A 12,163-nucleotide genomic window follows, 5' to 3' on the forward strand; every position below is an offset into this window, starting at 1 on the left:
CATCCGGCGAGGTTCTCGAGCCAGTCATGGCTGTACAGGCCACCGCGTCCCTGTCCCAGCTGGGCGACCCACGGCCAGACGGCGTCTGGCGGAGCGTCGATGGTGATGGCCCGCGTCGCGACGCGTCGCGCGTCGGAGATCAGCTCGTCCCCTGGGAGCACCTCCTGCAGCTCGGCGTGCGTCGCACCCCAGTGGAGCAGGGAGTACCGCGCCGTCCACAGTCCCCACCCGGCCGCCCCGAGCGCGAGCGCACCACCGACCCGTCGAGAGATGCCGTAGCGCGCCATCCCTGCTGACCTCCCGTCCGTCGTGTCCCCAGCCTCTCACCCCACGGTGCACGACGCGCCGGATCATGGCCTGCGAGACTCTGGGCATGGAGTCGCAGGAACCTTCGGACACCGTGCCGGACTTCGTCCGGTTCAACCGGGGAGACCGTGTCATGCTCGATGTCTCCGCCCTGGCCGAGCCGCCCGACGAGGGGGCTCCTCCGAAGGTCCACGAGTCACACGCCCGGATGATGAGGGTGCACGGCGCGCTCGGCACGGTCGTCCACGGGGACGACAACCGCAATCCCCTCGAACGACTCATCCACCGCCTCACCGGCCGCCCGGCTGCCACGGTCGGCGTGGACTGGGACGGCAGCCAGCCGGAGCCGAACGCCAAGCGGCGTCGCCGGAAGCAGCCGTACCTGACCCCCGTCGTCTACCGGTCCCAGCTGCGTCACACCGGCGAGCAGGAGTGAGCCCGCTTCAGGCGGGGGTCGCCTCCCGGGCCGGGTACCCGGCGATCTGGACGGTGGCGACGTTCGTCAGGACCGGATCCTCATCGCCCGACCGCACCTCACCCCTGCGCCAGGTGAGCTCGAGATCCGGTCCGCCGACGCGAAGCTCGCCGATGCAGTTGTCGAACCACGGGCCGTCGGTGACCCGCCACGGGTAGACGGGATCGGGGATGCGGTCAGAGCGGGTGGCGATCCAGCGCATCGGCCGGACGAGGCGCTTGGCGAAGGCCGACATCATGATGCGCAGTCCCCTCGGCATGGGGTTGCGGATGGGCGAGCAGACCACCTGCACGATGAGCGACCGGGCGCCGTGTCGCGCCGCGTCCTCGACCTGCGCGACATACGAGTTGTGGACGTCGCCGGACAGGAACGTGATCGTCGACGGCGGTCTGCCGCGCTCGCCACGGGCCACCGCCATGACGAGCTCGAAGACCTCGGCGAAGCCCTCGTTGAACGCCGCCCAGTGCTCGAGGTCGACCTTCTGCCGCAGCCGCTCCGCCAGGTAGGAGACGGGTCGCGACAGGGCCTCCGACGAGAACGCCCCGCTCGCGAGCACCTCGTCGATCGCCTCGAGGTCGTGCAACCCCGGGGGCAGGAGGAACGGCAGCGACGTGCCGATGAGGAGGTGGTCGACGTCGCCGGTCAGCTGGTCCTCGAGCCAGGCCAGCTCGTCGGGGTCGAGCATCGAGCGCCGCTTCGGCTCGAGGACGCGGGCGGCCCGTGAGTCGACAACGACGAGGCGGCTGTCCCCGAAGTCGCGGACGTAGCTCCAGCGGTACTCCTCGGGATGGCGGTCCACCCGCCGAGCCAGCTCGTACACGACCTCCGTCAGGTCCAGCTCACCGTCGGCCACGTGCGCCATCACGCGCGCATAGACCTCGTCGGCGCGCAGCTGCGCGGGAGACAGGTTGCCGATGTGCTGGTAGACCCAGTAGGAGGCGAGACCACCGATGAGGCGTCCGTTCCACCACGACGTCCGGTTCATCTCCTCGTGCCACGTCCACGAGGTGTTCCAGTCATCGCGGATGTCGTGGTCGTCGAAGATCATGCAGCTGGGCACCGTGGACAGCAGCCATCGGTTCGCGGGATCGGTCCACGCGAGCCTGTAGAGGTGCGTGTACTCCTCGTAGTCCTTGATCTCCTCCCCCGGCGGTTCGTCGAGACTTCGGCGTTCGCTGATGTACTCGCGCATCGCGTCTGAGGTCATGTCGGCGTACACCTGGTCCCCCAGGAAGGCGATGAGGTCGGGCTGCTCAGCCCTCCCCGCGGCTATGGCGAGGGCGAGGGCACGCAGCGCGTCCACGCCGTTGGTCCGGTTGCCCTCCTCGTCGTGCGGCACTGCCGTGCGACACGAGCCGTATGCCAGACGCGTCGGCTGCGTCCGGTCGATGGTGCGGATGTGTGGCGCCGGATAGGGACTGTCGGCCGGGGGCCACACCATCTCGCCCTCCAGCGAGACGGTGTACTCGTGGGTCGAGGCGGGCTCGAGGCCCTGGACGATGACGAGGGCGTAGTGGTGGCCCTCGACCCGGAACGTCGGCGCCTCCCAGCTGCGCCCGTCGCAGGTGACGGTCACCGTTGAGCTGCTCGCGGTCTCCACCCACACCGTCGCGCTCGTCTCGTCCGCATAGCGGAGCATCGGCCCAAGCACCAGGCTCGTCGCAACGTCCATGGACCAGACATACCCGCATACGGGGCGGTGCGGGGCCGATTCACGCTGTGAGCCGCTCCCGTCTGACCTCGAGGTGCCGCATCACGGGAGTGGCCAGGGTCCCGTGCACGAAGACCGACACGGTGATGGCCACCGCAGTGACCGCCCACAGCCAGCGTTCCTCGGGGAAGGCGTACAACCCCGCGGCGTACGCAAGGTAGTAGAGCGAGCCGACGCCCCGCACGCCGAAGAAGGCCGTGGCCAACGCCTCCCACCGCGTCATCCCGCCCGGATACGCGGAGCGATGCCGCCACAGGCCGAGGCTGAGGAATCCCGCGAGCGGTCGCAGGACGAAGACGAGTACGAGCGCGACGAGGACTCCGCGCCAGTCGAGCGGCGCGAGCAGGCCCTTGGTCATGGCCGTGCCGAGCAGGAGCAGGACGACGAGGACGAGGAGCCGCTCGAGGTTCGCAACGAGCTCGTGCATGCTGCGGTGGTACTCGTGGCCGCGCTCCGCCGCCCGCAGCGCCATGCCGCAGGCGAAGACGGCGAGGAACCCGTAGCCGCCCACGAGCTCGCTCACGCCGTAGGTCAGGACGAGGGCAGCGAGCACGAGGAGCGGTTCGCCCTGCTCGGCGAGCCGCAATGCCCGCCGCGGCGCGCGGAAGGCCACCCGGGCCAGTCCCCACCCAACGAGGATGCCGACCGCCACGCCGAGGACGACCTTTCCGACGAGCTCCCACCCGACCCACCGCAGGAACCAGCCCGAGGCCGGGCCCTCGACCGCGAGGAAGATCGCCGCGTAGACGAACGGGAAAGCCAACCCGTCGTTGAGCCCCGCCTCGGACGTCAGGGCGAAGCGCACCTCGTCCTTCTCGTCGATCTCCTCGGCGCTCTCCGCGCTCCCAGCGCTCTCAGCCGTCTCGGCGCTCTCAGCGCTCTCGCTGTCCTTGCTCTCTCCCCCCTCCGCGTCCTCTCGCTTGTCGTCGACCACCCGTGGGCCGGCGACCTGCACGTCGCCGGCGAGCACCGGATCGGTGGGCGACAGCAGGGCGCCGAGCAGCAGTGCGGCCGCCGGTGCGAGGCCCAGCGCCCAACCGAGGAGCGCGATCCCCGCGATGGTCAGCGGCATGGCGATGACGAGCAGGCGCCAGGTGGCGGACCACGCTCCCCATGACTCCCGGTTCCTGAAGGAGAACGGGCGGTCCAGCGCGAGTCCGACGCCCATGAGGGCGACGAGGACGGTGATCTCGGTCAACCGCTGAACCGTCGGACGAACGTCCACCGGGTCGATGGACAGACCGCTGGGCAGCGGGGCCAGCCCGATGGCCATCCCCAGCGCCAGCAGCACCATGGGCGCGGAGATGGCGTAGCGGGCCAGGACGCTGGGCAGCACGGCCGCCACGAGCATGGCGAGCCCGACGACGAGGTAGACGGCGTTGGTCGGCATTGCGAATCATGGTGCCACCGCGCGAACGCCGTACCGTCCTTGTTGTGGACGAGTGGGTCAGGAGGTATGCCGCTGAGCTCGCCTCCGCGGCCACGCCGGCTCCTCCGGTCCGCTGGGTCACGACGCCCGCGGGTGCCCGGCTGGCGTTCGTCGGCGGCGCCGTCCTCAAGCTGCACCACGAGCGCACCGAACGCACTGCGCTCACCGCTCGGGTCACGGCCGCGTGCGAGTCGTCCCTTGCAAGCGTCTTCGTGCCTCCCCTGACGCCGGAGGTCGTGCCGGCGCCGGACGGGTCGCTGGTCACCGCCTGGCCGGAGGTCGGGGTCCTCGGCGTCGCCGACGCGATTCCCTGGCCCGACGTCGGGAAGCTGCTCGCGCGGCTGCACCGCCTGCCCGTCCCCGCCACCCTGCCGGCCCATGTTGCGTCCGACCGGCTGGGGCGGGCGGTCGAGCGAGCCCGCGCCCTTCCCGACGAGGCCGACCGTGACCTGCTCGTGCGGCTGGGCGAGCGCCTGCTTCGGGAGGTGCGCAAGGTCGCGGGCAGGACCGAGCGCGCTCAGCGGCATACGGCCGAATTGGCTGGAACACGGGTGAGCTCGGTCGTGCACGGCGACTTCCACCTCGGCCAGGTGGGCAGCTGGGAGGGCGGTTGGCGCCTCCTCGACCTTGACGATGTCGGGGTCGGCGACCCGGCGTGGGACCTGGCGCGCCCCGCGGGGTTCTGGGCCGCGGGCCTGCTCGGCGACCGGGAGTGGGCCGAGCTCCTCGACGGCTACCGCGGCGCCGGGGGGCCCGCGGTTCCGGCGACCGGGGACCCCTGGCCACCGCTCGACCTGGCCGCGAGGTGCGCCGTCCAGATCGCGGCCGTGCGCGTGCTGAGCCGCCCCGTCCACAGCGACCTCACGGCCGACGCCCTGTTGGCGGCGTGCCGGCGGATGTGAGGATGAGGGCATGAGCCAACAGCCACCGCCCTTCCCGGGTCAGGACCGCACCGGTGCCGCTGCGCACCAGCCGCAGACGTTCGTCTGCCCCAAGTGCCAGGGCACCATGCGCACCTATGACCGCAACGGCGTGCACGTCGAGCAGTGCGGCACCTGCAAGGGCCTCTTCCTCGACTTCGGCGAGTTCGAGCACCTGAACCAGCTCGAGAGCCAGTTCATCGCCCACCCGCCGCCGGCGCAGTACGGCGGCCCGCAGTGGGGCAGCCGCGGCGGGCACCACTACCGCAAGCGGGGACTGTCCGGGCTCTTCTTCTCCAGCTGATGGACCACGCGGCGGAGGCCACGGCGGTGCGAGCCGTGGCCAGTTCGCTCGGTCTGCCGGGGATCGTCGACGTCCACACGCACTTCATGCCGCGCAACGTCCTCGAGAAGGTGTGGTCCTACTTCGACTCGGCCGGCCCGCTCGTGGGGCGGCACTGGCCGATCCGGTACCGACACGCGGAGGAGGAGCGCGTCCAGCGACTGCGCGACCTCGGGGTCCTCGCCTTCACCTCGATGCTCTACCCGCACAAGCCGGGTATGGCCGCGTGGCTCAACGCGTGGGCGGCCGACTTCGCGGCACGGACGCCCGAGTGCCTCCACACCGCGACGTTCTACCCCGAGGACGGCGCCGCTGACGATGTCGGGGCTGCGCTCGATCGTGGCGCGCGGGTCTTCAAGGCGCACGTCCAGGTGGGCGACTACGACCCGACCGACGCGCTGCTCGACCCGGTCTGGGGCATGTTGTCCGAGGCCGGCGTCCCGACCGTGATCCACTGCGGTTCCGGCCCCGCGCCCGGGCGCTTCACCGGCCCCGAGCCGATCCGTCGGGTCCTCGCCCGCCATCCGCGGCTGCCCCTCATCATCGCCCACATGGGCATGCCGGAGTACGACGACTTCCTCGGGCTCGCGTCGAGGCATGACCGCGTGCACCTCGACACGACGATGTCCTTCACCCCGTTCATCGACGAGATGATGCCGATGGCGCCGGAGACGATAACCCGCCTGCCCGACTTCGGGGATCGGATCCTCTTCGGCAGCGACTTCCCCAACATCCCGCACAGCTACGTGGAGGCGGTCCGCTCGGTGCTGGTCCTCGGGCTCGGCGACGAGTGGAACCGGGCCGTCCTGCACGACAACGCCGTTCGGCTCTTCGAGCTGGAGCCCGTTCAACCCTGACCACGGGTCCGTCGTTCAGTCGAGTGGGCAGCACGCACCTCTGCAGCGAACCGGTTCGCCTGCCACGAGTGCGCACTTCTGTTCGGGTCGGGCGTGCCGGAGGACCGGGTCAGCCGAGCTGCCGGACTCCCGGGATCCGCTCGAAGACCAGGCTCGTCTGGGCGTGGGCGACACCCTCGACCGACGTGAGGTGGTCGAGGACCAGGTCGCGCAGGTCGTCGCTGGAGGGCGCGGTGACGTGGACGAGGAAGTCGTCGGCGCCCGCCACGTGGAAGGCCGCGATGACACCGGGGACCGCAGCGATCCGCTCCCGGAACGAGTCCATCGACGTCCTCGTGTGACCGGCGAAGCGGAGCGCGATGATCGCCTCCATCGGTCGCCCCAGCGCCGCATGGTTCACATCCGCATGGATGCCGCGGATCACCCCCGACTCCCGCAGCGCGCGCACGCGGCCGGAGCACGTCGACTCCGGCAGCCCCACACGGCGCGCCAGCTCGGCGTTCGAGAGACGGCCGTCCTCGAGGAGGGCCTGCACGAGGGCACGGTCCGTCGCGTCGATCGGACGTGGGGGTGGGACCGGGTAGGGAACCCGCGGATTCTTCGAGTCGGTGCGGCGTTGGGTGGGCACACCTGAAGAATGGCCCGCAGCGCGGCTACTCGTCGAGGATTCCGCGGTCTTGTTGTCTGTGGTTCGCGAAACCGACGAGGATGACCGCATGAACCCAGACACGATCGCCGTTCACGCCGGCCGTGAGGACCTCACCGCGCTCGGCGTCCACGTCCCGCCCCTCGACCAGTCGAGCACGTACCCGTTGCCGTCCGTGGAGCTCGGTGGCGCCGCCTATGAGCGGATGGCGACCGGTGGACGTGCCCTGGACGGCGACTCGCTCGTCTACCAGCGGCTCTGGAATCCCAACGTCGACCGCTTCGAGCGAGCCGTGGCCCGCTTGGAGGGCGCCGAGGCGGCCGTCGCCTTCGCGTCGGGCATGGCCGCGATCACCGCCTGCCTCCTCGCCACCGTCGCGGCCGGGCGGCCCCATGTCGTGGCGGTCCGACCGCTCTACGGCGGTACCGACCACCTGCTCGCCACCGGTCTCCTCGGCACCACGGTGACGTGGGCGACCGCAGCTCAGGTCGGCGCGGCGATCCGACCGGACACCGGTTTGGTCGTCGTCGAGACCCCGGCGAACCCCTCCCTCGATCTCGTCGACATCGCGGCCGTCGTCGCTGCGTCCGGCGACGTCCCGGTGCTCGTGGACAACACCTTCGCCACGCCCGTCCTCCAGCAGCCGTTGGCCCTCGGGGCCGCACTCAGCGTCCACTCCGCGACCAAGTTCCTCGGCGGGCACGGCGACCTCCTCGGCGGCGTCGTGGCGACGAACGACGAATGGGCGGTGCGGCTGCGCCAGGTGCGCGCCCTCACCGGAGGTCTGCTCGCCCCGATGTCGGCCTACCAGCTGCACCGCGGGTTGCAGACCCTGCCGATGCGGGTGCGCGCCCAGCAGGAGACCGCACAGGTCCTGGCCGCGTGGCTCGAGCGCCAGCATGGCGTCGCACGCGTGGCCTACCCCGGCCTCCCCGGTGGGGACCCGCAGGGGCTCGTCGGGACCCAGATGGCCGGCCCCGGCTCCGTCCTCGCAATCGTGCTCGAGGGCGGCTACTCGGCGGCTACTGCCTTCGCCGAGGGCTGTCGCCTCGTCACGCACGCGGTGTCGCTCGGTGGTGTCGACACCCTCGTCCAGCATGCCGCCGCCTTGACCCATCGGCCGGTCGCACCCGAGGCGCGACCCCACGCCGGGCTGCTGCGCCTCTCCGTGGGGCTCGAGCACCCAGCCGACCTCATCGCCGACCTCGACGACGCGCTCCGCGCCGCCCGAGCGGCTGGCGACCCCCACCGCGCCAGGGAGCTCGCGTCGATACGGTGATGGCGTGTCCGACCTGCAGCCGGATCCCGTCGTCCTCGCGCTGGCCCACGTGCGCTCCCGCTCCCTCGGCGGACCGCTGGAGGACGTGGAGGGCGGCACCCGCGTGACGCTCAACTTCCACCCGGACCGCCTCCATGGTGGCGTGCCGATTCTCCGGGCCATGGCGCGGGACGGCACCTACCGCTCCCAGTTCGAGACCCGGACGAGCAATGGAGGCCTGACAGCCCACCGCGGAGCCGACCGGTGGACGTGGGAGAGCCGGATCTTCGGTGGAGCGTATGACGCTGCCGAGCCGGCCCTCCGACCGAAGTACGGCGCGCTGAACCGCTCCCACGCCCCCTACGGCGCCGCTCCCCGGTTCGGGTCGGCTCACCTGCGGCTGGCCCAGCACACGCTCACGCGGACCACCTTCTGCTATCCGGACAGCGTCTTCGAGCCAGAGCACTTCGGCGTCGCCGACCGGTACGCCCTGTCCGGTGTCGCCGACGCGCACCCCGCGCTCTTCCCCGGAGCCGAGGAGCACGACCCGCTCGACGACTACGTCGAGGCGCACGTCCATGGCGTCATCGACCTCGTGGCCGACGTCGAGGCGATCGTCCTCGATCCCTGCTTCCGCGGCGGTCCCGTCGAGCAGGACGCGCACGGCCTCGGCGTGGCCGTCGAGTGGCACGCCGGCCATGTCCTCGACGTCGACACCCTCCGGGCCCATCCCGCCTATCGGGGCGCCGAGTTCGTCGAGCTGGGCGCACAGCTGGCCGAGGACGGACTCCTCAACCCACGCATCGTCGGGGACGCGAGCCGGACGGGCCAGTACGACGAGCAGGCGCTCAAGCGGGTGTGGCACTACCTGGCCCGCTTCGGCTACGCCGGGTCAGACTGAGTCGCTCCCCCGGGGAATGTTGAGCGTGGCCAACAGGTCCTCGTGCAGCTGGATCCACACGATGTTGAGGGAGGGCAATGTGGGCGAGTCCACCCACGCGTTCTCGAGGTTCTCGATGCGCCTGAGCGCGTGGTCGATCCGGGGCTGGTGAACGCCGAGACGGTCCAGCCCCTGCGCCAGCTCGTCCGTGATCGGACGTGTCCGGTCGACCAGTCGAGCCAGGCGTCGGACGACGGCGTCGTCATGGCCGGCATCGCGATGGTCGTTGGCGGCCAGCGCGTCCTCTCGGCTGGGGCGGACCTGCCAGCTCGTCATGAGCTCGCCCAGCTCGCGGTTCAGGGGCCTGAACGCGGCGTGTGCGTCGCGGACATCGCCTCGGGAGCCGGCCCGATCGAGCTCCTCGGCGAGCAGACGCTCCCCCTGTTCACGGCCGCTGTCGGTCAGCGACCACCCATCGCCCCCGCCGAAGCTCATGCGCCGGACCCAGCCGCGCGCCTCTGCATCAAGGAGGTGCTCGGTGGTCGCGTCCGGCGCGAGGTCGTACAGCTCGGCGACCTTGGTCGCCGAGCAGTAGCCCAGCACCCGCACGCCGTGCAGGGCGAGTGTGGCCTCATCGGATCGGAAAGCGGTCACTGGTCCTCCTGCAGGGTGGGCGGGCGCGGCGCGTTGTGCACACTCGACGCGAGGACGGGAGGCTGGGAGCCGGCTTGGGGCTGGGGGCGCGCTCAGCGGCATACGGATTGATCTCACTTGGCCCGGTGCACCGTCTTCTCGACGCCCGCGACGATCCGCGAATAGTCCTGACCGGGCACCCCGCCGAGCACGGCACCCCACTCCGGAATGAGCTCCGCCCCGTAGCGGTGGCCGAAGCCGTCCGCCGGGTCGTGGCCCACCGCCATGTCGGTGGTCAGCTGCCAGAAGGTCACGAACGGGATCCAGGTCACGTCCGGGTTGACGTCGCGGGCGAGCGGCTCGCGCAGCCAGTCCGGCTCGGCGCCGAGGTTGGCTGGGTTCCACCAGACGACCGGGTCGGACGGATGTTGGGCGTAGACATAACGGGGGAAGGCCCAGTCGCCGTAGTCCCGCCCGTAGTAGTCACGCGTCAGCTCGTCAGCGCTGGTGGCGAAGCGAAAGTGCTTGCCGTCGTCGATGACTGGCGCGATCTCCGGACTGCCCGGGGTGCGCGCGGCCGTGAGCTCCGCGTGGATCTCGGTGAAGCTGGGCGTGCCGACCCAGACCCCGCCCTCGGCCTTCCGCAGCATGTCGTCGCTGTCCTTGAACGCCGCCTGCCCGCCGTAGGAACCGAGCGACTCGCCACCCACGACGAGCTGGGGCCGGTCGGCCTCGGCGAGCTTGGACCACACCGCGTGGATCTTGTCGAAGAGCACCTTGCCGGCCTCGCGGACCGTCCCACGGTCGCTGAGCAGGGCCACCGCACTCGGCAGGTAGCTGTACTGCATCGCCGCAACAGCGCTGTCGCCGTCGCTGAGGTACTCGATCGCCTGGGCCGACCAGTCATCGACCCACCCCGTGCCGGTGGTCGTCAGGACGGCGAGGACCTTGCGCTCGAACGCGCCAGTCCGCTCGAGCTCGGCGAGGACCGCATCAGCGACCTCCTCGACCGTGCGCCCGTCGCCCCGCCCTGCGTAGACCCGGATCGGGCGGGCAGCAGTGCGCCCGGTTGCCGCGCCGATCTCCTCGGCCGTCGGGGCGCTCGTGACGAACAGCTGGCCCTGGTAGCCGAGGCTCTGGTAGCTCTCGAACGAACCGGGTCCGCCCGAGACCAAGGGCGAGGTGGGGGCCGACCTGCCCTCGGGTTGCTCGGCGTCGACCTGGGCTGCGATGGCTGCCATCGCCTGCATGCTCCGGTGGAAGAGCACGCTGTCGGAGATCCAGAGGGTCGCCGTCGCGACGACGACCACCGCGACGATCGATGCGATGGTCCGCGGGAGCACCTGGCCGGCGGCCTCCGCGAGCCGGTGGGTGGCGAGGCGAAGACCGCGCGCGATCGCGAGGATCAGCGCGAACAGGGCGACGGCGACGGCTATGGCGCCGACCCAGTCGACCGGGCGCAGGGGACTCAGCCTGAGGAACTCGGCGGTGCGCCCCTGGGACCGGACGTTCGAGACGGTGAGGCCGATGACGGCGACGACGCTGAGGGCCGGCAGCGCGATGCGGAGGAACCGGCCCGCCTCCAGGCTGACCGAGATGCGCAGGTCGATCAGCCGCGAGAGGCCGCGGACGATCCACGCGAGGACCACGCCGAGGCCGTAGCCCGCAGCCGCGGACAACCCGCTGATGACGCCCTGGTAGTACCACGTCCGGGGCAGGAGGCTGGGCGACATCGAGATGAGGAAGAGCGCCGCGGCGAAGAAGAGACCGGTGCCCGACAGGTGCCACCACCGCGCCGGCCAGGCGCGGGAGGAGGGCGACGTGGAGGGCATGACGCCAACCTAAGCCCGAGGTCTGTGAGGTCGCCTCAGGTTTCTCCCCGGTCTCGGCGTCGCTCACCTACTCCGGCTGGCCGTCCTGGACCGGGCCGATGCGATAGGGGCGCATCATCTCGTTGTCCTCGTGCTCGACGATGTGGCAGTGCCACACGAACTGGCCCGGGTTGCTGAACTTCGCCCTGATGCGGGTCACCTCGCCCGGATACGCGATGACGGTGTCCTTGAACCCGCTCTCCCAGGTCTCCGGCGGGCGGGGATCGCCCACGAGACGGGCCGGCGGCTCGGTCTCACCGTCCTCGTTCGTCACGAGCGCCTGCCGGTTCACCACCTCGAAGGTCACCTCATGGACGTGCATCGGGTGCGCGTCGGCCGTGAAGTTGTGGAACTCCCAGACCTCCGTGTCGCCGACGTCCGGGTTGTCGCTGACCGGACCGTCCCACATCTCGTCGACCGGCATGCCCCCCTCCAGGTGGCCCAGCATCGCCTCGGCCGGACCGTCCCAGAACCCCGACATCATCTCGATGAGGGCCAGCGGGCGGGTACGCGTCTCGGCGGGGAGAGGCGTGAGGGGCGGAAGAACGAGGAACTGCGCCGGTGTCGTCGGGTCCGGCGCCACGGCGGGAACGACCCGGAACTGGAGGACCTGCCCGGTCGTCGCCGGGTCGGCCGCGTCGAAGTCGTCGTCCGGTTCGCCCCCGCCGAAGGGCTCGTCGGGTCCGAGGTTGCCCAGGACATGGCTGCCCACGGGGACATCGGTGAAGTCGACGATGAGGTCCGCCCGCTCCGCGAGCCCCATGAGGAGTTGGTTGCGGTTGTCCGCCGTGAGGTTGACCGGTGCGGCCAGGAAGCCGCCCTCGTTCCCGATGG

At 71.1% G+C, this 12,163-nt stretch carries 12 protein-coding genes and 1 pseudogene; 6 read left to right on the forward strand and 7 right to left on the reverse strand.

The annotated features are described in order from the left end of the window. Positions 1-287, reverse strand: a pseudogene (locus VJN29_RS10870) (SRPBCC family protein); the annotation flags it as partial. 86 nt (positions 288-373) lie between these two features. Here VJN29_RS10870 and VJN29_RS10875 point away from each other — a divergent pair. After that, entirely contained in the window at positions 374-742 is a 369-nt protein-coding gene (locus VJN29_RS10875; RefSeq protein WP_324143649.1) for a hypothetical protein, read from the forward strand. A 7-nt stretch (positions 743-749) separates the two neighbouring features. On the opposite strand, the gene VJN29_RS10880 is transcribed toward VJN29_RS10875, so the two are convergent. After that, positions 750-2,453, reverse strand: coding sequence for an alkaline phosphatase D family protein (locus VJN29_RS10880; RefSeq protein WP_324143650.1), 1,704 nt, complete (start codon positions 2,451-2,453; stop codon positions 750-752). Positions 2,454-2,493: 40 nt separating this feature from the next. Further along, positions 2,494-3,882 carry a cation:proton antiporter gene (locus VJN29_RS10885; protein WP_324143651.1) on the reverse strand — a complete coding sequence of 463 codons (1,389 nt, stop codon included), beginning with the start codon at positions 3,880-3,882 and terminating at the stop codon, positions 2,494-2,496. Positions 3,883-3,926: 44 nt separating this feature from the next. On the opposite strand from VJN29_RS10885, the gene VJN29_RS10890 reads away from it, so the two are divergent. From VJN29_RS10890 to VJN29_RS10900, 3 genes are read left to right on the forward strand one after another with little or no spacing between them, the layout of a single operon-like run. Continuing rightward, on the forward strand, positions 3,927-4,823 hold the full coding sequence (locus VJN29_RS10890; RefSeq protein WP_324143652.1) for an aminoglycoside phosphotransferase family protein: 897 nt from the start codon (positions 3,927-3,929) through the stop codon (positions 4,821-4,823). A 10-nt stretch (positions 4,824-4,833) separates the two neighbouring features. Beyond that, the gene (locus VJN29_RS10895; protein WP_324143653.1) at positions 4,834-5,145 is read left to right on the forward strand and encodes a zf-TFIIB domain-containing protein; all 312 of its coding nucleotides are present in this window, start codon (positions 4,834-4,836) and stop codon (positions 5,143-5,145) included. Next, complete coding sequence (locus tag VJN29_RS10900; protein ID WP_324143654.1) at positions 5,145-6,041, forward strand: amidohydrolase family protein; 897 nt, start codon at positions 5,145-5,147, stop codon at positions 6,039-6,041. Before VJN29_RS10895 ends, VJN29_RS10900 begins: the two co-directional genes overlap by 1 nt. A gap of 109 nt (positions 6,042-6,150) precedes the next feature. On the opposite strand, the gene VJN29_RS10905 is transcribed toward VJN29_RS10900, so the two are convergent. Continuing rightward, positions 6,151-6,669, reverse strand: a complete 519-nt coding sequence (locus VJN29_RS10905) for an Lrp/AsnC family transcriptional regulator (RefSeq protein ID WP_324143655.1) — start codon at positions 6,667-6,669, stop codon at positions 6,151-6,153. A gap of 88 nt (positions 6,670-6,757) precedes the next feature. On the opposite strand from VJN29_RS10905, the gene VJN29_RS10910 reads away from it, so the two are divergent. Both VJN29_RS10910 and VJN29_RS10915 read left to right on the forward strand, forming a co-directional pair. Next, positions 6,758-7,966 carry a trans-sulfuration enzyme family protein gene (locus tag VJN29_RS10910; RefSeq protein ID WP_324143656.1) on the forward strand — a complete coding sequence of 403 codons (1,209 nt, stop codon included), beginning with the start codon at positions 6,758-6,760 and terminating at the stop codon, positions 7,964-7,966. A 4-nt stretch (positions 7,967-7,970) separates the two neighbouring features. After that, on the forward strand, positions 7,971-8,846 hold the full coding sequence (locus VJN29_RS10915) for a DUF3626 domain-containing protein (RefSeq protein WP_324143657.1): 876 nt from the start codon (positions 7,971-7,973) through the stop codon (positions 8,844-8,846). Here the strand turns inward: VJN29_RS10915 and VJN29_RS10920 are convergent. The 3 genes from VJN29_RS10920 to VJN29_RS10930 all read right to left on the reverse strand — a co-directional run. Further along, the gene (locus tag VJN29_RS10920; protein WP_324143658.1) at positions 8,838-9,479 is read right to left on the reverse strand and encodes a transcriptional regulator; all 642 of its coding nucleotides are present in this window, start codon (positions 9,477-9,479) and stop codon (positions 8,838-8,840) included. The two genes, VJN29_RS10915 and VJN29_RS10920, sit on opposite strands and share 9 nt — an antisense overlap. Positions 9,480-9,592: 113 nt before the next feature. Continuing rightward, a complete protein-coding gene (locus VJN29_RS10925) occupies positions 9,593-11,290 on the reverse strand; it encodes an alpha/beta hydrolase (protein ID WP_324143659.1) in 1,698 nt (565 codons plus the stop codon). A gap of 67 nt (positions 11,291-11,357) precedes the next feature. Next, on the reverse strand, positions 11,358-12,163 hold an 806-nt coding region (locus VJN29_RS10930; protein WP_324143660.1), incomplete at its 5' end, for a multicopper oxidase domain-containing protein.

Origin of the sequence: Intrasporangium sp. (genome assembly GCF_035280925.1) — a bacterium.
Classification (GTDB): Bacteria; Actinomycetota; Actinomycetes; order Actinomycetales; family Dermatophilaceae; genus Intrasporangium.